Consider the following 23593-nt stretch of genomic DNA (forward strand, 5'->3'; position numbering starts at 1 on the left):
CCTTCTAGGAAATGTACTTCGTGATTTCTTTGATCTCGTCAAGATCGATATCTCTGTGATTTCCATCCAGGCAGTGTTCGATATGATCGTGAATGTAAACACTCTTTGCCGCAGCAAGAGCTTTCACGACAGCGTGAAGCTGCCTGGCCACGTCCACACATTCTCGCTCGTCTTCAATCATAGCAATAACGGTTTCAAGATGCCCTTTGGCTCTTTTTAAGCGTTTCGAGACATCTTCATGACTTGCGTGTTGCTTTTTGTGTGACATGTTGGTAAGTATCCCCTCCCGGGGGATGGGATGTCAATAGGGATGGAAAAATGTTAAAGATTGAAACACAGCTGCTGGTTGGAAGGCTTTTGACGAGATCTGGAGACCAAGCTTGGGACTTTGTGATTCCCTTTGCTTTGCTTCATGTGTTTCCAGGAAAGCTGCAGATCGCAGCGTTCTATTATCTTCTCATAAAAATCGGTTCCTTTTTATTAACTCCCTGGGTGGGGAAGTGGATTGATTCCAATCAACGCAACCGCGTCGTAAAAAACGGCATCTGGATTCAGTTCTTCGCTGTTCTGGGGGGTGTCTTCTGTTTTTACTTCTTGGACGGAGCGGTTCATCGCCAATGGGCGTACTTTGAAGGAAACGGAGTGATTGTTTTTCTTTTTGCCCTGCTTGCGATTTTTGGCATCTTTGCTTCGTTAGGCTCGCTGATCACGGATATCTCTGTGGGGAACGATCTGGCGCCCGCGTTGGTTTCTTCCGACAAATTGACAGAGTTCAATAGTTGGTTGCGACGGATTGATTTAGGGACGGAGGTTGCGGCTCCGATTGTCGCGGGGATTTTGTTCGCTTTAGATTCCGTGCATGTTCATCTCTTGGGTTTGTGGCTTGTAGCGCTTTGGAATCTTATTTCTTTTGTGCCCGAGTACATCCTTCTTCTAAATGTCATCAAAGTTTCAGGACTGCAGAGCAAAGAGATTGAGGCCCCTAAAACTTGGAAAGAGCTCTTTCATTTCAATATCAAAGAGTCGGTTGCGAATCCCATTTTTTGGCTGATCTTCAGTTATGCGCTGTTGTGGCTATCCGTTTTAAGTCCGCATGGGGTTTTGCTCGCGGGATATTTGCAAGACGAGATGGCCTTGCCCGAGGCGCAAATAGGATTATTCAGAGGACTTGGTGCCGTCTTCGGTCTTATTTCAACGGTGACCTTTCCCTATTTTGTTCACAGATGGGGTTTGATCGGAAGCTCGAAGCTGCATTTAGGATTTCAAGGCGTGATGCTTGTGATGGGGATTGTCGCCTTCGCAGTGGGATCAACAACGGGCATCTATATTTTTCTTGTTTGTATTCTGTTTTCGCGCATTGGTCTTTATGGGTTTTCAAACGGCGAGTTTGAATTAAGGCAGCGTCTTATTCCCGAAAGAAAACGGGGAGAGTTGAATTCACTCAGCTATCTTACGACAACGATGGCCACTCTTGTGTTATTCGGCGCGGGCAGTCTTTTGCCCGGCACTCAGGATTTTAAATATTTAGTGTATGGCTCGCTCGCGGCCGTTCTTATCGCAAATGTCGTTTTCCTAAGATGGGCTGACAAGAATAAGGCCGCCGCTCGCGATTAGTCGCGAGCAGTGCAGGTCAAAGTATTATAGCGGGGTTTTAAGCCGTCAAACGCAGGATCGAATTCAATCGTGAAAGGCTTGCGTGGAGTCCGAGTTAAAATGCTCTTGGGCAATTTGAACTTAATCAAATAGTCTTCGTTGCTCGTGACGAAAACCAAATCGCCTTTTCGGGATTCAACGGTATCAAGAAACAATTCGTAAGTTTCGAGGCCTTTCGTGACATAGCCTTCTTTGTCTTCTAGATGCATGAGCGCATTTTGCGCGCGCTCATCGATTTCAATCACAGCGTGAGTGCGATAGTTTTTACATTCGAGAGTCAATTTCGCGTGACTGAGATTTGCGCTCAGTACAATTGCGGCAAAAACGTACAGTGATTTCATAAAGTCTCCTATTTGGAGTCAGGGGTCATGCGATGTTTATGCCACGTTCTTTGATCCCGTTAGATTCGTTATGAAGGCAAAAAAAGTGTTTAAGGGTTTAGCAGCTTTGTAAGACATTCCTTAGGGTTCAGAAGCCAAGCGTTGCGGCCCTGACTCTTGCGGTGGTCTTTCGATGCGCTCACTTTCAAGGATTTGACCTTACGGTTGTTTCGTAAATCTGTGCGAACAGAATCTTGCGTTTTTCAGCGGACTTTGCGTGAAAATAACAAAACAGGCACGGGGGCCTCTTGCCCCGTGCCTGTTTTCGCAATACATCTCCCGGTCATAAAATATTTTTCAAGTGAGGTTCAAGATGAGAAGACGGTTTTTGGCGACACTAATGCTTGTGTTCCCATTATGCTCTTCAGTTTCTTTCGCGGAACTGCGTGCGTTGACGGATAATGAAATGAAACAGGTCGAAGGACGAATTATCTCGCCGGCATTGAACGAGCGTCAGGCCATCGTTCTTATGGAGCTTATCGCCAATAATCGCAACACGACAGAGTTGCTCACGGACAAAATAAATGAGCGCTTGCAGATCATGCACCTTGAACTTGTTGCGGAAGAAACCATTCGCAGAGAGATTCAACGTATGAACAGCGTTGCGATGTCAGATGCTCGCTTGGCGCAAAGTTTGGATATGCTCAACCGTATGTTTATCAACAGACGTCTTTACGAAGAAGCGCAACTTCGGGATGCGCAAAGAAGAGCCATCATGCAGGGATTTATCAATGCGGTGATGCATTCAAACTTCAAAAATAATCCGTCCTATGCGGGCGCTGTTCTTCTGCTTGAGCACCTAAATCCTTATAGCATCTTGGCGAAATATCCGAATCTTTTGCCGGGACCCAACGGAGAAGTGATCAGCAAGTACGGACCCAACAGTCCTAGTCTCGATATTCACTTCTCGCGCTAAAAAGAATTAGTACACAAGTGGATGTCTTTTGAGAACTTCCGCTTGTGCCGGTGTCAGATGAAAGTTGGCGTGACCGACGCTAGGGTACATCATGTTCTTGACGTCACAAGCGCTATTGAGCGGATCGCGCACTCCCATAGGGACATTGAAGGCCGGCGCTTCACAGACGTGATACAAGCCGAGGTAGTGCGCGATTTCATGAGCTGTCGTTAACGCGTAGTCGGGGATGGACAAGACCGAGTCCATGGCAGTGTAATCCATTTTATTCGGGTGATTTAACTCAGCTCGGGTCATCATCGTCTTCATTCGGATCATCACACCCGTCGAGTAGGGCGCTAAATAAGGGCCTGCCAATTGATAGGCCACCGCAACGGTGCCTCGGCCGATCCAGTCGAAATTTGTTTTCGCAAAATAGATATTTACCGCGTCGTTTTTAGAGTGCTTCAACATATGTTGTAAGCCACCGGCCATATCCGTAAATACGGTGTCAGGCGTATCTTCCCTTGAAAGGACTTCCACCTCGATGTTGACGAGGGCGAAAATATCTTTAAGCACCTTCATGAAAAGTTTAAAGTCTTTGTTCTTCGCCGCGGAAGAAGCAGTCCACAAGCTCTTGCCCGGGAAATACAAGCGCAGAGGAAGGGTTGCCTTTTTTCCCGTGTTCGTATTTTTCTTAATGATAATTTGCACCAAGCCTTTAAGTTTTTTGCATTCGTCGTGTGGTGCCGAGCACGTGAATTTCAACCGCCATTTGCCGGGGATCAGACGTGTATCAAGGTTATTGCCCACCAAAGCCGTCGCCATTCCGGTAATTGAGGAGGGCGCAGAGGGATTTTCCCATTCCAGATAAGGGACTTCATTTTTTAAAGACTCGTTGATGTAGTTAAACTGACGGACTCGCTTTCCCATAACAAAATGACCGTTGGGATCAGACAGGGATTCAAAATCGATATCCGCATAATCACTGTCAGCCGTGTATTGCACCAGAAAGCTTTTTATATTTGCCGGCACATCAAAAACGATTTCGTCGCTTTTACCCGCACTGTTGAAATCGACTTCTTTAAAGCTCAAAACCTGGATATCGCTTCTTTCAGTCAACGCTTTTCCCGAGCTTGAAAGGGGAGAGAACAACAATGACATTGCTGAAATGAAAATAAGGCATAATGGTCTTTTGTGCATCGCCGGCTCCCACTGTTTCGGAGGGGGAATCCTCGAAACGTGTCTAAGTATTTTGCAAAGTGACTTCCGATGTTACAGACGCCTGTTCGATCGAACATGGCTCGGTATTCATTCAGAAATCACGGATTCATTATGGGATTTTGCAATAAGGATACTAGCGAAGCGGGACCGGCGGAGAGTTCCGCCCTCCCTTACAGCACCATCTGCCGTTGTTCCAGCATCTGGAGACCCTTCATAATCATCTTCATTTGATCGCTGAAGACCGTAGAAGGGGATTCACTCAGGGTTTGAGTTTTACACGAGGCCAGGCCGAAAGCGGACTTGAGATTGCTGCATTTGACAACCGTCTGACAACGGATGTTGTTGCAAGCAATCGCTTCACCGTTAAAAAAATTAAGCGTGGGATTTGTTTGAAAGGCTCCGCTGTCAATGGCCCGCGAGCAGGCTTCGCGACGCTGGCTGCTTTTATCGTTAGGACACATCCAGTCTTTAACAACCGTAAGAAACTCTTTTCGCGAGGACTGCATTGAGAGGGGTGTGACCGACGGAAATAATAAAGTGTAGTGAATGAGGGCCGCAGGAATTTTATCAGTATTTGTTGAAAAGACTTTATAGAAACCCAAGCCTCTTCCGAATTTCCCCACGGCTCCACGATAAAGCGTATTGGAAGGTTTCATGCGCAGACATTCAAGCTTTGAGCACTTGATTCGCTCACGCACGATACTGGTGGTAGAACCAATGCGTGAAAGGTTCTCAGGAAAAAATCCTTCGTCGTGAAAGTACCATTTCCCATCTGACATCATTTCTTGAAAGTCGTCAGAGGTGAAACTTCCAAACGCCGGGCGATTCCATATTTTTGCCGCAGCCGGGGCCATGACCCAAGCAGAATTGCAGGAATGGAAAACGGCTATGGCATTCGGAGCAAGGAACTGCTTGAGCTTTGTAAATTCTGCGTCTTCGGGAGCAAGGCGTGAAGAGCCCTCGAGCTGCATGCCGACACGAGGGTTTGAGTGAGCAAAGAATTGCAAAGAAGAGATAGAGACTTGATAACGGTTTAACAAAGCCAAAAGATTTTCTTTATTGAGTTTTTCTTTATCAGCCTTGCGCAGATGCAATCCAGCTTCGGTCAGAAAGGCGCTTTCGTGATAAACGGAATCGTCTACGGCGCTGATAATGAGTCTTTGTCTTTGCGGGAAACGGTCTCGGGAAACTTTCGCTCCTAAGATCGCAGCTTTAATAAAAAGATCCCCAAGGTCGCCGCCTTCTCCCGCGACAAATACATCGGTTGGAATTCCGGCCTGCAATTGTGCGGGCTCGTTCGCCACCAAAAAAGCGTGACTGGATTCCGTGATCGTGACACCTGTCACGAGTAACGCAGACAAAAACATTTTTAAGTTCATAATCTATTTCCTGTTTGTCGAGTGCATATACAGAAATAAGGAAAACTCGGAAAGAAGCCTTTCGAGGTTTGTAAAAATTCACTGCGGTTGTAGGGAATAAAGGTGATGCGGTTATTCGATGAAAGAAATCGAACAGATGATTCTACGGATCGAAGACTTGCTCCCAGAAAGGGAGAACACCAAAGGTTGAATTGTCACCGCCATAGACCATGAGATGGCCATTAGATAAAAGCGTCGCCGTATGAAGCGCACGTGCTTCTTTTAACGGTGTTGCCAACGCCCATTGATTTGTCTCTGGATTATAAACTCGTACATTAGCGTCGCTGCTAGTGTCGCTTCTCGTACCTCCCGTAACGACAATCTCCCCAGAGGGCAGAAGATTCGCGATTACATATTGAATGGGCGTATCAAGAGGGGGTCCCGCGGTCCAGGTGTTGGTGTCTGGATCATAAATTTCTGTGCTGGCAAGAGTTTGACCATCCAAAACGTTGACTCCTCCGATCACCATAACTTTGCCAGAGAGTAGGCGTATCGCCGCATGGTAAGCGCGTTGAGCTGTCATGGAGACGACTGCAGTCCAAGTGTCGGTCGAAGGCTGATACGTCACGTTTCCGTAAGCGCCGATGAATAAATATTTATCGGAATTCAACGGTATGACAGCGTCATAAAGCCCGTTAGGTCGGTCCGCCGAAGCTGTGCACGTTCCCGTAACGGGATCGCAAATTTCATTTTTCGTCGTAATATCTGTCGTATTGATCCCACCAGAAAGCAGAACTTTTCCATTGGGCAATGCGATTGCACTATGAGCAGCACGCTCCATAAGCAATGGCATCGTGGTGATCGTATTTGTGCTTGGATCGAAGATATCGGCGGTCTGATTATAACCTAAACCACCTCCGGCACCTGAGCCACCAGCGATAAATACTTTTCCGGAAGCTAAAAGTGTCGCGGTATGATTTTGTCGTGGGGTTGAAAGATCGGGACCTTTCTGCCACTGATTTGTCGCAGGGTTGTAAATCGCGGTGCTGCCAATAATTTTTGTGCCCTCATTTCCGCCAGTAACTAAAATTCTGCCGTCTTTAAGAAGAGTCGCGATATGCGCGCCTCTTCCGGGTAAAAGTGGAGGCACTTGCCATTCTTCCGCAGCGGCAACGCCTGCACGGTACGACTCCACACTCGTCATGGCATTGTAGGGATCGGCACCGCCGATGATCAGGATGCGTTGATCTTCCAGCGTAACAACAGAAGGCAGGCCGCGAGCGTTGTTTAAAAGTCGGGTGTCAGTACTCCAAGTGTTAGTGACAGGATTATAGATTTCAGATGTGGCGTAAACGTTAGCCGTTGTAGCCTGTCCGCCAAACACGATGATTTTTCCGTCGGGCAAAGTGGCTGCTCCGGCAGAGTTGCGCGCCGTCGTCATTGCGGGGCCCGGCTGCCACGTATCCGTTGCGACATCATAAATCTCGACGGAGCTTAAAGCGCTGCTTGAGTTATATCCGGCAGCGACGAAAATTTTTCCGCCCATGCGAACCGCGGCGTGGGCGACTCGGCCTGTAGTCATTGAAGCGCCAATGGTCCACGTGTTTGTAGCAACGTCATAAATTTGTGCCGCTGTAAGATAGGTGGCGGTTTGGCCGCCGATGACGACGACTTTTCCTCCGGCCCCTCCCGGGACGAGTGTTGCTGAAGGATAATAACAAGGTGTTGGCATGTTGGCGCCAAGGCTCCACGTGTTGGTGTCTGGATCATAGATCTCAACTTCAGCGGGCCGTATGCTGCCGCCGAAGTCTCCAGTTCCACCTAAGACAAGAACTTTTCCATTCGGTAAGAGAGTTGCCGTGTGCCCGGAGCGAGCCTTAGTTAACAAAGGCCCTGCAGTCCACGTGTTTGAATCGGGATCATAGATGTCTGTCGTATTTAAAATATTCGCCGAGTCCTGACCGCCAACGACAAGCACTTTTCCGTTCTGTAAAACAGTGGCGGTGGCACGGGCTCGTGGGGCCGTAGAGTCCGCGCCTGTACTCCACGTGTTGGTCACAGGATCAAAGATTTCAGTCGTTACGGGATAACCCAAGCTTGGTGATGTATAAACACCGCCAGCCACCAGCACTTTGCCATTTTTTAAAAGGGCCGCAGTAGGAATAAAACGTGCGATGGACAAGCTGGCTTCGGATTTCCAGAGGAACCCCGATATATCCAGTTTTTCCGGCGTCGTCACAGGAGAGTTGTAGTTCGTTCCTGGAAGTCCGCCAAGAATAACCAAATATTTGCCTGCGATGTTCGCCGTATGCAGATAACGAGTGCTGCTTTTAAGACTCGCGAAGGTTTCCCACTGATTTGCAGCGGGATCGTAAATCATCGTGTCTTGATAAGTACTTGTGTCGGAACCACCACCGACAACAAAAACCCTGTTGCCAACCAGAGTCGCCGTATGAAGTTTACGGACAGCTGGCATGGCGGGACCATTTGAAAACGAACCGACGGCTCCAGCCGTGGGATCGTACACAGTGGTATCTGCAAGTAACGTCAGATTGTCCATTCCACCAATGATAACGACTTTACCATCAGGGAGCAGAGTGGTCGTGTGATCTTTTCTGGATTTTGTCAGTGAAGGACCTGCAGCCCATGTATTCGAGGACGGAGTATAAAGGGCTGTCGTTACAAGCGTTGAAGTGTTTCTCCCGCCTACGATGAAGACCTTACCGCTCTTAAGTACGATTGCGCTATGGTTTGCTCGTTGTGCTGTCATGCTCGCAGCGGAGGCCCACGTGTTGGTTGTAGGATTATAGATTTCAACACTGCTGATATAATTTGCCGTTACGAGAGATATAGAATTCTCCGTTCTGCCGCCAGCGACCATCACACGTCCATCCGGAAGAAGTGTGGCTGTGTGAAAACAACGGCCCGTTGTCAAAGAAGCAGCCGAACTCCACGTGTCGGTACTTGGGTCATAAAGAGACGCGGTAGCAAGGCACGCAGTGGTGATGACATTGTTAATGGCTCCGCCGATGAACAAAACTTTTCCATTCTGAAGCAAGGTCGCCGTGTGACTAAGTCGTTCTTGGGGAAGAGACGCTGCTTGCGACCAAACACCTGTCTCTGGATCATAAATTTCCGCACTGGAAAGAGCGAGGTTGGTTGGTGTGGTACTCCTATTGAGGGCTCCGCCCGCCACAAGAATTTTTCCGTTTGGAAGAGTCGTCGAGGTATTCAGAACGCGAGCGATTTGCGGATATTGAACTCTGAGGAGCTTTGAAGAGTTGAGGGTGTTATCAAGGCTTGGAAGGTCGGTGATTTCCTCGGAAGCATCTATGGCCACTTCCAAAGTACAGCCGTTCAGCAACGGCATAGTAATAAATAATATAGTCCAAAGGACTGAACCGATTACGTTCCTCATATTGATTAGATAACTTATCGGGAAATTTGCGACAGTCTTTTAGCAATACAAAGCGCTTCAGAAATATTTTTTGTTCAGTACTTGATAAGTCTCAAAAAGAGACGGAAAAATGCTTCCGGCGCCTTTGCTGGAACAGTTTAGCGAAGTGGATCTTTGTTTTTCGCTGAAATTTCGTTGAGTTCTGCGGGAGACATGCCGAGGAGATCGCCCCACTGATCGAGGATCTTTTCGTACTTGCCCGAAGTCAGCATCTTCTTCATTCCCTCGTCAAATTCTTGCGCGTACTTCGCGCCCTGACGATGTTTTTTGCTGAACATTACGTACAACCCGCCGGAGCCGATGGGACCAGAAATTTTCAATGCATCTCGAGTTTTGGGATCCGTCTGTTTTGCGTGATAGTAGTACGCCAAAATATTGATAACTCCGTAAGTCGCTCTTTTATTGGCAACGATCTTCAAAACATTGGCATCTGAGTTGGCAAAGTGCTTGTCAATTTTTGTGTCGTAATCAAAGGGACCGTAAGAGTAACCCGTTGTTAGAACAACTTTCTGTCCATGCAAGTCGGAAATTTGGCGCACCTTCGGTCCTAACGTGTTATCTCGATGAGTGATGGCCACAGCGCTGATCACGACAAGCGGAGATTTCGGAAATATCAGCACGTTGGTCATCTTCTCGTCATAAGTGGAATTGAAACACGCCAGTTCCGAAGCATTCTGCGTTTTTGTCAAACAGCGCGAGTAAGGAACGCCTTCAAAAGTGACATCAATGTTTTGTTCTTTGAATGCGGCACGTATGATGTCGACAGACAACCCCTTTAGAGTGCCCTTTTCCATATAGCTGTAAGGCGGGAAATCATCTTCGGAAAGAATTTTTATCGTCTCTGCAAAGGATAGAGCCGGGATTGTATTTGATAAAAATAAACAACAAAGAAGGAATGCTCTCAATACTTTCTCCAGACGAGGTATTTGACTTAGATTTTGAGTTTTTTTTTGCTCGATCGGCAAGTCTTTTGATGAATCTTTGGTTCGCCTTAACTCAGCGAACGCATCCAAGTGTGTAATGCCACAACGAGGACGGTTAGTTCTTATTGCGAGCAGTCCGCAGGAAAACTTGTGTGTCGTTGAAGATAAATATGAGTTGTTGGATTCGTAGAAGACACTTGGTTGAAATCAATTTGCAAAGCGGTTTGATAGCCGGTTTTTAAAGCGGCGTAGTCAATAACACCGTTATCTAGAATCACCCAAAGATTCGTGCTTGAGTCAGGCACAAGGCCGAACATCGTATTTTTGGAAGTAGGACTTCCCCAAAAAGGTGTGAAGGCTCCGCCGGGATCATCAGCACCGAAAAAATACCCTTCGTAGGCACTGATGCTATTGTTAAGACTTTCGCTCTCTGCTTTGAGTTCTTGCGAGTACCAGGTTAAGGCAATAGGTCCCGAGGGTGCGGGAGTGGGGCTTACTCGATCTTGACAATCTTGAAGAGAGGAGTAAGCGCACTGCAATCCTGAAATGTCGTTCGCGGTAATATTGTAAAACACTCGACTGAAAGTGCCGCCCATTAAAAAACAATCGGTTTGCCAGGCGCCGTAAACGTCAGAAAGTGTCCAAGCACCTGAAGGCGGAGGCGTCGCTGGAGTGTCAGGAGTTGAAGCTAAGTCGGATCTGCTTGCTTTAAGGTCCAATTCCAAAGAACAAGAAGAAAGTAGCATCGCAAGGCCGATGGCGAGTGTGCCCCTGATAATCAACTTCATGAACGCTCCCTGTTGACACCAAGCTGATCGGTTGTCCGTAGGGCTACTAAAGACTTATTCTCAGTCTGAGACAGTTTTGCGATGCGACCTCTCAAAAATGTGTTTGCTGTTCGCATCAATTTGCCAGTCCGCTCGATCAAATGCGGAAAGTATCTCTACTCAGACAAAATACTATTCGCAAAATCTATGGCGATGCGATCATTCTTTTTTTCCAGCATGTGAACGCTTTCCACCAGAGTTGTCACGACGAGGTCGATGTGCGTGGAGACAGTGGTGATATGCTCGTCAATCTCGGCAAGACTCTTCAGTGTGAGGACCGAGTTGTAAGCTTTCGCCGCAGGATTATACGCAGGACTTTTATTGAGGGGTTCGACAGACTGTCGACCCTGTTGTGCTCCTTGATGAAGTTTCTCATAAAAAGCCGAAGCAAGTTTGAAGCTCTCTTGTGTTTTTGCGAAAGCGTCGCGGGAGGCTTTCGTGCCCATGGCGCTGTACACGGTGCCGCTTCTTCTTACGATGGCGTTGCTGACGAAACTCATCGTTTCTGCTGCCTGAGCGCTATCAATAGCGCTTCTGCTATCTTCCAAGGATTGGAGGGCGCGACGACCTTCTTCGATGTAGGGAACCAGGTTTTTCGCAACTAAAAGATTTTTTCGTGCCTCTTTGTCATAGGTGATAACGTGAGCTAAGGCATAGAGGTAAATACTGTTTTTATAGATTTCAACGGTCTGATTTTCTTGCGTGATCAACTCGTCAAAACCGCGAGCGGTTTGTCGATGACGCCATTCTTGGAGCGATGGAAATATCTGCCATGGCTTTTCTCTTTGCTGAGCTAAGACGGCTTCTTGCTCGCGATACCATTTGGCGTAATAGGCTTCCTTTTGTTGGCGTTCTCTGATTTTGCGGATTTCTTTACTGATGGTGCGAATGCGCGCGGGGATATTCAATTCTTTCGCTTCGGCTGTGGCGCCATTGAGGAAAGAAAAGGTGAGGATAAAAAGAAGAAGCATTCTCATAAGTTCTCCAGGAAAAAATCAGCTTTTTTAAAGCAAGAAATATTCCCGCAGTATGTCGGTAAAAAGAAACGCCCGATGTGGGCGTTTCTCAGATAAGTTACTTATGAAATGACACTTGAACATGAACGTTATGCAGATTCAAACCAACGATTTCAACCATGCCGATCGAAGGGCCACCGCCTAAACGAACGGCTCCGATTTGAATGCTCTTAAAATAAGAAGGAATAGCGACTGTGGTTTTTACGCCATTTGCATCCAATGTCATGGTGCCGTTGTACTGAACACCATCGACCACGATATTGTCTAAGCTAATACCCATAGCGCCAAAAATGAGCTGCGTTTGGCCAATAAATGTTTCTGCGCTGATTCTTCCGTCACCGTCGTTAGCGTCGGCAACGAGCTTTGCTTGAAGGTCGGCAAAGTCCTGAAGAAGGCGTTCCTTATTAAAGCCCTCTCTCCCAGTCACCGACGCAAGCTCGTTATCAGAGAGAGGTTCCATTGCATAACCGGGTTGAAGGGCCATGACACAGCCAAGGACAAGAAGACCGTTGAGTAAATTTATCATCTTCATAAAATGAACTCCTTTGATTGGAGTCCCATCGGTTGCAAGGCTCACACCAACAGTGTTCGCACGCAAAGACGCGAACAAGAAAAGGTGCCAGGCCCTGTTTCTGGAAGCGCCGTTCCCAGAAACAGGGCCTGGCACCTTACGGGACTATTTTACTCGCTGAGCAAGGGCTTTTTCAGAACCGAAATAAAGGTAAGAGCCTTGCTTTGTTGTAATACCTAATTCATAGCTGATGTTCTTGTTGCCTGAAGATTGCAATGCAGATTCGAAAGGAGCACCTGGAGCTAGTACTTGGAGCGTGTTTTCCTTCGTCCCAGCTAACAGTTCATATTGCGCGAGAAAAGCCTCTGCGATCGGATTCATTCTGAGTTTCACCGAAGAGAAGCGGGCGTCCTTGATAGGCAGTTCAAGAGTGACGTCAGGCAAGTGAATGCTATAAGCGGCAACTCCTTCAAAGTCTTTTGTGTTGATTCGGCAGCTCTGCGTGCTTTCACCACGAGGGAAAGACTGCGAAGAACCGAAAGTGGCGTAAACATCTGTTGTTGTTTCAGATTCCCAGTGAGTGGTGAGGCTTCTTACTTTCAAAGTGAATTGGCCCACTTTAAATTGCCCCGTCACGTTGCAGACGTATTCGTTGTCGTCTGAGAAAGCTTGCTTGGAGAGCGCGATATTTTCTTCACTCTTAGCCGGCGAAGATTCAACTGATACCTCCACAGAGTAAAGACCGGCATTGATTTCAGTCGGGATGCGCGCGTGATTGGACGCATTTCGCAGATCAATGGTTCCTTGATAAACCGTTGCAGCTTGCGCCTGAGCCGCGAGAGCCAGGATTAGAGAAGAAATAAACACTTTCATAAGAGGTCTCCTTTGGGCGACCACTTAATGAAAATCGGTTCGTTATGTAAAGTTAGGTTTTGGTTAAGAGCAAAGACCTTTAAGATCTTGAATTAAACAAGAAAGGAACCGAGTATTAGATGAGGAAGGCCGGATCGACTTTATGACTTCAACGAAAATAGTAGATAAAAACGAAAAATTGGAAAAGGCGATTGCTCTTGGTCGAAGCCGAATCACATATCCGTCGATGTTTGCGGCGTTTTTCCCATGGCTATTATTTATTGTTCTTAGCAACTACGGATTGGTTGAATCTGTAGGAACAAAGGGGTTCTTGTGGTTTGCCTTTTTCTTCGGAGGAGGCTTTGTGCTTGGTTGGCTTGTTTGGTCAGTGCAAGTACCTAAATGGAGGCTGCAAGCATATTCCATTGTCGAAAATATTGAAGAGTTAAAAGAGGCAGCGATTGCAGCTTCTTTAATATGGCCTGACAAAAGTATTTTTACGAAGACAGAAATCGCGTCGAAGGAATTAAGAGAAAAAATACGTCTTCTTGAATCAAAGAAATCGTAATCGGGTAACAAGGAGTAAGGCTCGGTCTTCTCAGGCCATCCGGGCCTGCCGCTTTTCGAGTCATGCTACCCCAAAGACGTAGTTCGGCCTTTAGCAGATACTTTGGTTTCTATGTTGTTCTTTGATTTTTTAGAAAAAATGGATGGGGTAGCAGGACTCGAACCTGCGAATGACAGAATCAAAATCTGTTGACTTACCAACTTGTCGATACCCCAACAAGATGACTTACGAACCGCTAAATTACGGATTCTGGGGCCGAAAAGCAATAAATGACGCGTTGGCTAACTAAAAAAGCCCGTCGGGATGCGACGGGCTTAAAAGGACCATGGGACTTTTGTTGAAGCCGCCTCCCTTGTCTTCTCCACACCAGAAGGCAAGTCGGCGAGTGAGCAGGGAACTTCAGACTAGTAATCGTCGCCGTAGTCGCTGTTAGGCGCCTTTTGGCGTTTGAGATTTACTAGCGTTTCGCCCATGGATTTCAATTCTTTTTCATATGCTTCAAAAATCAGATCCTCGATCATTGTGCGCGTCTCTTGGTTTAGAGGATGCGCGATATCGCGGAACTGACCGTCTTTCCGTTTCTTACTCGGCATTGCCACAAACAAGCCGCTAGTGCCTTGAATCACCTTCAAGTCGCGAACGACGAAACAATTGTCGAGAGTGATTGAGACGTAGGCTTTGAGCCGGTCCTCATTGACGGGGAATACTTTGACCTCGGTGACTTTCATAGAGTCCCTTTCCTGTTGCCGTTCTTGTTGCACACCTTGGAGCCAAACTATGGTCCGTATTTCTTCTCGGCGACGCCTTAAAAAACTAAAGACCTAGGTCGAGGAATTTTTTAATTTCCGTATTAAATCGCCTCATCGTCTCAGATTGAGCCGACAGTTGCTTGTTTATATAGCACGAAACTCGGAGATGCCTACTCGCAGATAGGTAATGAAGCGGTGCTCGCTAAAATAAAAAGCCCGTCGGAATGACGGGCTTTGACGCTTTGTAGACGTAAAAATCACCGGACACCTTTTTTAAGGGGTTTGGAGGGTGATGATTTGGATGCGGGTGTTGCGGGCGATGCGGAGAGTGTTTTGGCCCTTTTTGAGGTTTTTGAGAACGTCTTTTGTGTTTTCGACAGCCACTTTGTTAACGTCAAGAATGACGTCACCGACACGCAGGCCATTGCGGCTTGCAAGAGACGCGCGCTCTGTTTCGATCACCACAGGTTGTTTCATATCTTCAGGGAGGCCCCACTCTTTGCGCAAATCCGGAGTGGGATCAGTCACTGAGAAGCCCAGGTTAAAGGGAGCTTTTTGCCCTTGATAAGTTTTTACGAGAGCTCTCGTTGGACGTTTTTCTTCCGCACGCTCTGCAACGCTGACGTTCAGGGTGATTGTCTTTCCATTGCGGATGACTTTGGCCTTAGCCGATTTGCCGATCGGAGCGTCAGCAACAGCGTCGATCAAATCCAAGGAGCTGTTGATGGTTTTGCCGTTGAACTCTGTGATGATGTCATAGATTTTCATTCCAGCTTTCATCGCCGGACCGCGCGGATCCATATTTGTGATAACAGCACCGCGAACGTCACCAAGACCAAGATACTCAGCCGCTTCAGGATCAAGATCGCCAAGAGCAGCGCCAATGTAACCGCGAGCAATACGGCCTTTCGTTTCTAGAATCGCGATAACCGCTTTCACTTCGTCGATAGGAATCGCAAAGCCAATGCCTTGCGCGCGCGCATCAATCGCCGAGTTCACGCCGACAACTTGACCTTTTGTATTCACAAGAGGACCGCCTGAGTTCCCTGGGTTGATGGAAGCATCTGTTTGAATCAAAGGAATCTTATTGATCTCTGTGATGTCGCGGCCTTTAGAGGAAACAATCCCTTTTGTCATCGAGTGACCGTGGCCGAAAGGATTCCCGAAGGCAGCAACCCATTCTCCGACTTCAAGATCTTTCGAAGTTCCAAGAACTGCGACTGGCAATTTTTCTTTCGGAGTGATTTTTATAAGAGCGATATCTGTTCTTTCGTCACTGCCGATCAAAGTCGCTTCATAAACGTCTTTGGATTTCTCACTGAGCTGAACGTTGATCACATCCGCACCGGCGATCACGTGATTGTTCGTCACAATCAAACCGTCTTCACGAATGATAAAGCCTGTGCCCAAACCCATTTGTTGCGGGCGTTGCTGCTGCGGCTGTTGCATGCGGAAACCATAAAGCTGTTCCAACATGTCGAGCATAGGATCGCGGCGGCCCGGCATGTTTTTAGGGAGAGCCGTTGTAGAAATATTCACAACCGCAGGGTTGATCGCCTTTGCCAATTCGACAAAAAGATTTCCCGGAAGCGGATCGTTGAGTTTCAATTTCGGCGCTTCCTTCGGAAGAGGAAGAGTCGTCTGCGCCTGAGCCAACGGCGCCATCATCGTCATAGCAAGAATCACTACCAACAGCTTCTTCATACAAGTCTCCTTTAACAGAACCCTATACGGACACGTATTTCATTTGTAGATCACTGATTAAGTTTTCCAAAAATTTAGCTTCGTCGCTACTGAGATTTCCCTGAGTCTTTTTTTGTAAAACCAGCAAAAGGTCGATATTAAACCGAGCCATATTCTTATCTTTGCTGGTTTCTCCCGTTTGGGGATGAGGCGCCAACCCCATCGCCATAATGGCGGAGGAAGCGATAGACATAACTAGGACTGAAAAAGAGGCTTCTAGGTTTTCATTCATATACGACCTCGTTATTTAAAAACGTGAGTTGAAAAATCCTTCTGTCAAGCCGCCGCAATTAGATCGGATAATATCCCATCAGTTTTTGCAGTCTCACTTCGATAGGAGGGTGAGATTTTAAAAATAAATTCTTTTGTTCAAAACCCTCTGGATTCACCATGAACAAGTGACTTGTGCAAGGCGGAACTTCCAGAGGATGTGTTTGCGCAAGGCCTTCCATGCGCCACAAAACTTCGCCAAGACGGTTGCGGTTTTCAAGAAGCTCCGACGCCATGAGGTCGTTTTCGAAAAAAGTTTTCTCGACAACAACGCCTTTGATGATCAGCCAGCCGATCGGAGACAAAAGCGGCATAAAAAATTGCAACTTGTAAGGCAAGAAAGAATCCAAAAATTGGCCAAGGCCCACGACGGAATTCGCAAGTGTACTGCTCACGCTAAAGGCGAAAGTATCAAGACGGCGGATGTGACAGATTTGATGGGCAACGACCGCTTCGAGTTCGCGCTCGTCTAATTTCTGCAAAAGCCCCGCAGTGAAACCCAAGGAGCCGCGCTTCCAAGAGTGACCCACGCAGAACGCATTCGCGGAAGAGTGTGGTGTAACATAAATCGCCGGCGTCGGCATGCGCAGTTGCGCGGCCATTTTTTCAACTTTGTCAATGAGGCCCCAGGCATCTTGACCGCGCACACGTTTCGCATTGAGTTTTGCAAGCACGCGGCTCTCGCCGTAAAAGAAAACGAAAAAGTTAAGAAAGAGAGCGAAAAGAAAACCGATCAGCAACCCCAGTCGTTCGCCTAACTGGTACCCCAAAACAAGAAGGGCTAAGGAGCTAACAAGAATGAATATCCAGACTTTTGTATTGTTGTTGATCATAATATTTTTGTCCCATTTTATTCGGGCCTTGGCAAGGGTAGAGGAAGCACTGTTCTAGAAACTCTAAGCTTGCGAAGTCTCAGGGAAAACTGTGAAATAAATAAGTTAATCTCTTAGGAGGAATGCAGCGTGAGTGAAGTCGATATCATGGCCCTGAATGCCGCCATTAAGCAAGAAAGCCAATTCATCGAAAAAATGATGGCTGAAATCAACAAAGTTGTCGTGGGGCAAAAAGAAATGGTGGAGGGCATTATGATGGGCCTTCTCACCGGTGGACACATTCTTTTGGAAGGTGTGCCTGGCTTGGCGAAGACGCTGACGATTGCCACGGTTTCAAAATCCATTTCTTTGGATTTTCAACGCATCCAATTCACGCCCGATCTTTTGCCGACGGATCTTATCGGGACGATGATTTTCAATCCGAAATCAGGGGAGTTCGCTCCCCGTAAGGGACCGATCTTCACGAACATCGTTTTGGCTGACGAGATCAATCGTGCGCCGGCAAAAGTTCAATCCGCTCTACTTGAAGCGATGGCGGAAAAACAAGTGACTATCGGCGACGTCTCTTACAAACTCGAAGCGCCATTCTTGGTTCTTGCAACGCAAAACCCGCTGGAGCAAGAGGGAACTTATCCACTGCCAGAAGCGCAGATGGACCGTTTCATGTTCAAGATCAATGTGGTTTACCCAGGCAAAGGTGAGGAACTTGAGATCCTCAACCGCATGGGAACAAACGACAAGCCGGTGGTAAACTCTGTGATCTCGAAAGAGGATTTGTTGCGCGCGTCTCAACGTGCCGACCAAATCTATGTCGATAACAAAATCAAAAACTACATCGTTGAAATCATCATGGCTTCACGTAAGCCGGGTGAGTACGGTCTTAGCCGTATCGCGAATTTGATCAACGTGGGCGGCTCACCGCGTGCGACGATCAGTCTGTATCGTGCAGCAAAAGCGCATGCGTTTATTCGCGGTCGTGGTTATGTGACGGCAGAGGACGTAAAGGCGATTGCTTATCACGTGATGAGACATCGTTTGATCCTCACTTACGAAGCCGAAGCGGAAAACATTAAAACCGACGATATCATCAAAGAAATTCTTAGCCAGGTTGAGGTTCCCTAGTGAGTTTACCTCCTGAGGTCTTAAAGAAAGTTAAACTCTTAGAGATCAACACAAGAAAACTTGTGAACAATCTCTTTGCCGGTGAATACCATACGGCCTTTAAAGGTCAGGGTATGACTTTCGCAGACTTCCGCGAGTATGTTCCGGGCGATGACGTGCGCAGCATCTCATGGCCTCTGACGGCTAGAACCGGCAAACCGTATATCAAAACTTTTGAAGAAGAACGTGAATTGACGTTGATTCTTGCCGTCGACGTCAGTGGTTCCAGCGATTTCGGAACCGGGCCTTATTTCAAAGGGGAAGTCATGACTCACATGGCGGCTCTTTTGGCGTTCTCGGCTGTGAAAAATAATGACCAAGTGGGTTTGTTATTGTTCAGCGATCAAGTGGAACATTTTGTTCCTCCGAAAAAAGGCCGCGGTCACGTGCATCGTCTGCTTCGGGATTTGTTTTATTATAAACCCAAAAGCCATCGCACTAAGTTGTCTTCAGCCTTTACTTATTTGCAGGGGATTTTGAAGAAGCGTGCGACTGTTTTTGTGTTCAGTGATTTTATGGATGAAAACTTTGATCAAAGTTTACGCCTTTTGGGAAGAAAGCATGATGTCGTTGCGTGCGTTGTGAACGATGCGGCGGAGTACTCTCTTCCGAAAATGGGCGTGATCGAAGTGCAAGATGCAGAGACCGGAGAAATTCTCACTGTCGATACATCTTCACCCTCATTCCGCGCTCAATATGAAGAGGCGGTGATGAAACGAAAAGATCAACGCGATCGTTCGCTGCGCCTTTCTCAGGTAGAGCGCATCGACGTAAGATCCAGCGAAGATTACGTAAATCCGCTGGTGGCTTTTTTTAAGAAGAGAAAATAATGGCAGCTGTGCAGTGCAAAGTAGAAACGCCCTCTGTTCAAGGGCTCAATGACAACCAACTCACGGTGGGTCGTGAGTTCTTGTTGGTTTGCGACGGTGAATTTCCGAAAGATCTCGCGCAGGAAAAATTGCACTTTATCCTCAAGCCTGAAGAAAAATATCAAATTCATTTGCTGGGTTTTGAATTCCGCTCGCCAACGACGGCGGATCTCAAAGTCACCGCTTATAAGGCGGGAAATTTTCAATATCCAGATTTGCAGCTTAGCGATGGGACAACGACGCTCGCTTTGGGGCCAGTGCAGTACCAAGTGCAAAGCGTTTTGCCGCCACCGAATCCGGGGGAGCCGCCAACGAAGCAAGAGCCTTTTGGACCGATCGGTCCCGCCGAGATCGGTGTCCCGATGTTGTATTGGGCGATACTTGCTGGGGTCATAGGGTTGTTTGTTCTTCTCTGCGTTTCTAAAATTTATCGAATCGTACAAAGAAGAAATATGCTGGAACGCTTGAAAGAGCATGACTCGGCATTGACGCCTCTGAATCAATTCCATCAAAGTCTGCGCCGATTGCAACGTCAGAACAAAGTTTTCTTTGGAGTTCCGGCCGCACAAGAAGAAGTGCAGGAAGTTTTGCAGGAAACAAATAAGATGCTTCGTCTGTATCTGACGCGCAAATATCGTTTGCCGGCAATGGAGTGGAGCGATCGACTTATCTTGAAAGATATTAAGAAATATCATCACAGCGTTTATGTCGAGTACGGCGATGAGCTGCGGAAGCTTCTTAACGAGTATCACCGCGGCTTTCAAGATAAAGACCAAGTCAAAGAACAAGACGTTCTGAATTTAACGAAGCACTGCCGGATCTTGCTTGAGAAGATGGAGAGAATGTCATGACTTATCATTCTCTTTGGGCTTTTTGGTTTTTAGTTCCTCTGGTTTTGGTGCTGGCGTGGATTTTCTGGAATAGAAAAAAGAAAACGCCGACGCTGCAGTTTGGTGATCTTACCGCTCACAGTCGTTTTGATTTGATCTTTAAACATCAAAACCAATGCAACGACGACAACCAATAATAGGATGTATTCAGTCGCACCTTGACCGGATTTGTTTTTCAATAGCTTCTTAGAAAAGTTCTTGAACTTCTTCATAGATGTTCCCCCTTAGACACAATATCGGATAATTTTGGGATTCTCTTTAGGGGACGGATTACAGAAACCGAAGTTTGAACGTGTCTCATTTTGAGAAATGGAAAGGGAGGCCCCTTAGACCTTCTTCCTGTCGAAGAGTTTTACGATTTCAAACTGTTTGTACGCGAAGTTTTTGATAGACCTTGGTCAAGTGAGGATTGACGAAGGTCCTAAGAGTGCATAGATTGGGGCTGAGGGAGTTCTCAGCATGCCAAAACAACTTGTGTTTCTCTATGCGTTCTGTGTGGTTATTCTTTTTGTCGTGAACGTCGTCGTTTCTTAGTTCTTCAACGTATAGATATCTGGATAGTTTCTTCCGATTTCTTCGGAGTCCATGCCGTATCCAACTACATAGCGATCGTCGATCGTCTTGCCGATATAATCCGCTTTGATTGGCAATTCACGGCGAGCCGGTTTATCCAACAAAGTTACGATTTTCAATGAAGCCGGTGCTGACGCAAATAAACGGCTTCTCAAGAAGCTCAATGTGCGGCCTGTATCGATGATTTCTTCAACGATCAAAACGTGTTTGCCGGCGATGTTTACAGAGATGTCTTTCACGATCTTGATCGCGCCGCCTTTTTCAACCGCTTGCACGTGAACAAAGTCCACTTGCTGAGGAAGATCTACTTTGCGCATAAGATCCGCGGTGAAATGAACGGAACCGCGAAGAGGGCAAATAAAGACAACATCCTTTCCTTCATAATCGCTTTCGATTTGCATCGCTAGTGACTCGACAAGTTCAGCGATTTCGTCGCTCGTAAGGAAGGGAACCATTTGTTCTTTAAGTTGTGCCATTTTTGCCTCTACAAATCGATGGAAGTAATGCCAGCTGCTTGAGCCATTTTCAAATAGCGCAAAGCCTCGGGATGTTGTGGATCCCGAATGAGAATATTCTCCCATTGTTCTGTGGCCTCGGCAATATTGTTTGAGTTGTAATAGATAGCCCCAAGCTTTAGGCGAGCTGGGATAAGGTGCGGGTACTCACGAATCAAAGCTTTCAGATCTTTAATTGCGCGCTCAGTTTGACCCAATTGCACATAAACCTCTGCAATTCGCAGAGTCACCTCGGCTTTGCGGCTTGAAAGTTTTTGTGCTTTAAGAAGTTGCTCTAAAGCTTCGTTGTAGCGTTTGTATTGGTAATACAAGTCCGCAAGCTCTTCATGCTTAGAAGCAAGTTTTTCATCGACGAAAGGATCTTGTTTGCCAGATTTTTTCTCGAGCTGTACTTGCGCATCGAGAAAAACTTGTTTGCCCTCATCGTATTTTCCAAGGTCGTTCAAAATAATCGAAAGACCGACGCTGGCATCCGTGTAAGTGGGATCAATTTCAAGAGCGCGTTTGAACGTTTTAATCGCTTTGCTGAACTGACCTTTGTCGTAAAAGATCGTCGCGAGCATCTGATAAACTTCAGGATTGCGCGTGTTCTGCAAAAGCATTTGATTCAAAATCGGCTCGGCCATTTTATAATTGCCGTTGATGAAATAACCGCGGGCCTCGGAAAGCATATCGTCATGAAGAGCGTTCATTATTCGATCTCCTTCTCAGCATCGCGAAGTTCTTTACTTCCAGGGAAGTCACGAGCCAAAAGTTCTTGGTATTTTTTTGCTTTTGAAGAGTCGCCGATTTTCTGTGCGCAAATCGCTGCACGAGACAAGGCTTTCGCGTCAAAACCCAAACCGCGATAGTTGGAGTACAGGCCTTCATAGCGGTTCAAAGCGCTTTCAAAAATCTTACGCTTAAAATAGAAATCTGCGATGTATTCTTCTTTCTCTGCCAGCATTTTGATCGCGGCACTGCGCTTTTCTTTGGCTTCCGCTGCATACTGAGAGTTCGGATATTTCTTAATAAGTTCAGTAAGATTGAGGATTGTGTCGTTCGCAAGAGATAAATCTCTATCAATCGTCGAAGGCAACTGGTTGTAGTAACTCATGCCGATGCGAAATTGGACGTAATCGGCGTTAGGCACTGTCGGATGCAACTCTTTGAACATTTGATAAGAGACTTGCGCCTCTGCGTAGGACTCTTGCTTGAAATAAACATCGGCGATCGCCAATTCCGCTTTTGTCGCGAAGTTGCTGTACGGGAATTTATTTTTTACTTCGGTATAACGACGAATCGCTTCTTCGTAACGCTCACCTTGATCGTACTCTTCAGCGATAGCGAAAGCGCCCTCAGGAGTGTTGGCGTTTTTTTCGATTGAGGAACAGCCAGAGACCAAAAGACCTAGGGCCGCGACGATAGTTATGACTCGGAGCGTTTTTAGCATAGAAACAAATCATATTAAGGTCCAGGACCTGCTGTCAACGCGTCATCAACAGAGCGGATTTTTTAATCCATCCCGTGAGTGATCCTGGATAGGTAACTTGCACCCATTCGCCCTGAGTTTCATGCGCAATCACTTCCATTCCGGCATAAAGATCAAGAATAGACACTTGATTGTCCCCAGGAGCTGTTTGCAAAGAGACTTTTTCTTCCGTGATAGTTCCTCGTAAAATCGTGGAATCATAGAGTTTCAGAGCCAAAAGCCCTGTAAATATCACAAATGCGACACTCAAAACCGCGCCGATAACGGGAAATCCAGGGAGTGATTTTTCTTGTTCCAAAGCCTGTTTTCGACGCCCACCATAAGAGATCAAAATCCAACCCGCCGCAAAAAGACAGAGCGCGGAAAGAACAAAGTAAGCGGCCAAAGGAACAGGTTGAATGAGCTTGGTGCGAACGGATTCATAAGTTTGAATCTGGTGGGGCACTTCTTTAACGGGCGCTTGCGACAAAACAAATTTCAAAGCACTTTGCGCCGTTGAATTTTCAGGGTCCGAAGTGAGAGCCTTGCGCAGAAGGCCAATTGCAACCGCATGTTTTCCCAACTGAAATTGCGTCAGGGCGAGGTTCGTCAATGTCGTCGCGTTATGTGGATCTTTGTCCAGGGATTGCGTGAAAAGATCGCGCGCTTTTTCGTAGTCTTTTGCAAGGTAGAGTTGCGTTCCTTTGGCAAATAAATCCGCAGGGGAAGAAGTTTGCGTTTGCGCCACAAGCAGAGTGGGCAAAAGAAGAGACATAAAGAACACACAGAGTAATTTTAGCTTCGACATAGCCACTTAAGTTTACAGATAAAAGTCTTTCCGTGTCTACCACGTGTCTTGTCTTAGTCGGGGCCCAGGAG

25 protein-coding genes and 1 tRNA gene are annotated in these 23593 nt (G+C 46.9%); 6 read left to right on the plus strand and 20 right to left on the minus strand.

Annotated elements, in window-relative coordinates; translation table 11 throughout:
* Positions 1–4 precede the first annotated feature (4 nt).
* Positions 5–268 carry a metal-sensing transcriptional repressor gene (locus QJS83_RS08670; RefSeq protein ID WP_284604106.1) on the minus strand — a complete coding sequence of 88 codons (264 nt, stop codon included), beginning with the start codon at positions 266–268 and terminating at the stop codon, positions 5–7.
* A gap of 50 nt (positions 269–318) precedes the next feature.
* On the opposite strand from QJS83_RS08670, the gene QJS83_RS08675 reads away from it, so the two are divergent.
* Positions 319–1614, plus strand: a complete 1296-nt coding sequence (locus QJS83_RS08675) for an MFS transporter (protein WP_284604107.1) — start codon at positions 319–321, stop codon at positions 1612–1614.
* Here the strand turns inward: QJS83_RS08675 and QJS83_RS08680 are convergent.
* Positions 1611–1994, minus strand: coding sequence for a hypothetical protein (locus QJS83_RS08680; RefSeq protein ID WP_284604108.1), 384 nt, complete (start codon positions 1992–1994; stop codon positions 1611–1613). The two genes, QJS83_RS08675 and QJS83_RS08680, sit on opposite strands and share 4 nt — an antisense overlap.
* 352 nt (positions 1995–2346) lie before the next feature.
* On the opposite strand from QJS83_RS08680, the gene QJS83_RS08685 reads away from it, so the two are divergent.
* Complete coding sequence (locus QJS83_RS08685; protein WP_284604109.1) at positions 2347–2949, plus strand: hypothetical protein; 603 nt, start codon at positions 2347–2349, stop codon at positions 2947–2949.
* 6 nt (positions 2950–2955) lie between these two features.
* On the opposite strand, the gene QJS83_RS08690 is transcribed toward QJS83_RS08685, so the two are convergent.
* From QJS83_RS08690 to QJS83_RS08725, 8 genes are all read right to left on the minus strand, one after another.
* Positions 2956–4089, minus strand: coding sequence for a hypothetical protein (locus QJS83_RS08690; RefSeq protein ID WP_284604110.1), 1134 nt, complete (start codon positions 4087–4089; stop codon positions 2956–2958).
* A gap of 230 nt (positions 4090–4319) precedes the next feature.
* Positions 4320–5528: a hypothetical protein gene (locus QJS83_RS08695; RefSeq protein WP_284604111.1), complete on the minus strand. Its 1209-nt coding sequence runs from the start codon at positions 5526–5528 to the stop codon at positions 4320–4322.
* Between the two features lie 142 nt (positions 5529–5670).
* A complete protein-coding gene (locus QJS83_RS08700) occupies positions 5671–8877 on the minus strand; it encodes a Kelch repeat-containing protein (protein ID WP_284604112.1) in 3207 nt (1068 codons plus the stop codon).
* Between the two features lie 185 nt (positions 8878–9062).
* Positions 9063–9977, minus strand: a complete 915-nt coding sequence (locus QJS83_RS08705; RefSeq protein WP_350158685.1) for a substrate-binding periplasmic protein — start codon at positions 9975–9977, stop codon at positions 9063–9065.
* Positions 9978–10009: 32 nt separating this feature from the next.
* Positions 10010–10675, minus strand: a complete 666-nt coding sequence (locus QJS83_RS08710) for a hypothetical protein (RefSeq protein WP_284604114.1) — start codon at positions 10673–10675, stop codon at positions 10010–10012.
* A 155-nt stretch (positions 10676–10830) separates the two neighbouring features.
* Complete coding sequence (locus tag QJS83_RS08715) at positions 10831–11691, minus strand: hypothetical protein (RefSeq protein WP_284604115.1); 861 nt, start codon at positions 11689–11691, stop codon at positions 10831–10833.
* Positions 11692–11788: 97 nt separating this feature from the next.
* Positions 11789–12262 carry a hypothetical protein gene (locus QJS83_RS08720; RefSeq protein WP_284604116.1) on the minus strand — a complete coding sequence of 158 codons (474 nt, stop codon included), beginning with the start codon at positions 12260–12262 and terminating at the stop codon, positions 11789–11791.
* A gap of 144 nt (positions 12263–12406) precedes the next feature.
* Positions 12407–13114 carry a hypothetical protein gene (locus tag QJS83_RS08725; RefSeq protein WP_284604117.1) on the minus strand — a complete coding sequence of 236 codons (708 nt, stop codon included), beginning with the start codon at positions 13112–13114 and terminating at the stop codon, positions 12407–12409.
* 142 nt (positions 13115–13256) lie between these two features.
* Between QJS83_RS08725 and QJS83_RS08730 the strand changes: the two genes are divergently transcribed.
* Positions 13257–13661, plus strand: coding sequence for a hypothetical protein (locus tag QJS83_RS08730; protein WP_284604118.1), 405 nt, complete (start codon positions 13257–13259; stop codon positions 13659–13661).
* A gap of 139 nt (positions 13662–13800) precedes the next feature.
* Here the strand turns inward: QJS83_RS08730 and QJS83_RS08735 are convergent.
* From QJS83_RS08735 to QJS83_RS08755, 5 genes are all read right to left on the minus strand, one after another.
* Positions 13801–13876, minus strand: a tRNA-Gln gene (locus QJS83_RS08735).
* Positions 13877–14065: 189 nt separating this feature from the next.
* Complete coding sequence (spoVG, locus tag QJS83_RS08740; RefSeq protein ID WP_041872822.1) at positions 14066–14389, minus strand: septation regulator SpoVG; 324 nt, start codon at positions 14387–14389, stop codon at positions 14066–14068.
* Positions 14390–14683: 294 nt separating this feature from the next.
* On the minus strand, positions 14684–16114 hold the full coding sequence (locus QJS83_RS08745) for a trypsin-like peptidase domain-containing protein (protein ID WP_284604119.1): 1431 nt from the start codon (positions 16112–16114) through the stop codon (positions 14684–14686).
* A 22-nt stretch (positions 16115–16136) separates the two neighbouring features.
* Positions 16137–16385, minus strand: coding sequence for a DUF1844 domain-containing protein (locus tag QJS83_RS08750; protein ID WP_284604120.1), 249 nt, complete (start codon positions 16383–16385; stop codon positions 16137–16139).
* Positions 16386–16443: 58 nt separating this feature from the next.
* Positions 16444–17256 (minus strand): M56 family metallopeptidase, encoded by an 813-nt coding sequence (locus QJS83_RS08755; protein WP_284604121.1) that lies wholly within the window; start codon positions 17254–17256, stop codon positions 16444–16446.
* Between the two features lie 129 nt (positions 17257–17385).
* On the opposite strand from QJS83_RS08755, the gene QJS83_RS08760 reads away from it, so the two are divergent.
* Genes QJS83_RS08760 through QJS83_RS08770 form a run of 3 tightly spaced genes read left to right on the plus strand, consistent with a single transcriptional unit; the run spans position 17386 to position 20137 of the window.
* A complete protein-coding gene (locus QJS83_RS08760; protein ID WP_284604122.1) occupies positions 17386–18378 on the plus strand; it encodes an AAA family ATPase in 993 nt (330 codons plus the stop codon).
* Positions 18378–19247 (plus strand): DUF58 domain-containing protein, encoded by an 870-nt coding sequence (locus QJS83_RS08765; protein ID WP_284604123.1) that lies wholly within the window; start codon positions 18378–18380, stop codon positions 19245–19247. Before QJS83_RS08760 ends, QJS83_RS08765 begins: the two co-directional genes overlap by 1 nt.
* Positions 19247–20137: a hypothetical protein gene (locus QJS83_RS08770; RefSeq protein ID WP_284604124.1), complete on the plus strand. Its 891-nt coding sequence runs from the start codon at positions 19247–19249 to the stop codon at positions 20135–20137. Before QJS83_RS08765 ends, QJS83_RS08770 begins: the two co-directional genes overlap by 1 nt.
* A gap of 29 nt (positions 20138–20166) precedes the next feature.
* Here the strand turns inward: QJS83_RS08770 and QJS83_RS08775 are convergent, their stop codons facing one another.
* The 5 genes from QJS83_RS08775 to QJS83_RS08795 all read right to left on the minus strand — a co-directional run bounded on the left by QJS83_RS08775 (position 20167) and on the right by QJS83_RS08795 (position 23522).
* On the minus strand, positions 20167–20388 hold the full coding sequence (locus QJS83_RS08775) for a Flp1 family type IVb pilin (protein ID WP_284604125.1): 222 nt from the start codon (positions 20386–20388) through the stop codon (positions 20167–20169).
* Between the two features lie 318 nt (positions 20389–20706).
* The gene (gene hpt, locus QJS83_RS08780; RefSeq protein ID WP_284604126.1) at positions 20707–21225 is read right to left on the minus strand and encodes a hypoxanthine phosphoribosyltransferase; all 519 of its coding nucleotides are present in this window, start codon (positions 21223–21225) and stop codon (positions 20707–20709) included.
* An 8-nt stretch (positions 21226–21233) separates the two neighbouring features.
* Positions 21234–21956, minus strand: coding sequence for a tetratricopeptide repeat protein (locus QJS83_RS08785; RefSeq protein WP_284604127.1), 723 nt, complete (start codon positions 21954–21956; stop codon positions 21234–21236).
* On the minus strand, positions 21956–22696 hold the full coding sequence (locus QJS83_RS08790) for an outer membrane protein assembly factor BamD (RefSeq protein ID WP_284604128.1): 741 nt from the start codon (positions 22694–22696) through the stop codon (positions 21956–21958). Before QJS83_RS08790 ends, QJS83_RS08785 begins: the two co-directional genes overlap by 1 nt.
* Positions 22697–22730: 34 nt before the next feature.
* Positions 22731–23522: a tetratricopeptide repeat protein gene (locus QJS83_RS08795; protein ID WP_284604129.1), complete on the minus strand. Its 792-nt coding sequence runs from the start codon at positions 23520–23522 to the stop codon at positions 22731–22733.
* Positions 23523–23593: the final 71 nt, after the last annotated feature.

The organism is Bdellovibrio sp. 22V, from assembly GCF_030169785.1.
In the GTDB taxonomy this organism is placed as follows: Bacteria; Bdellovibrionota; Bdellovibrionia; order Bdellovibrionales; family Bdellovibrionaceae; genus Bdellovibrio.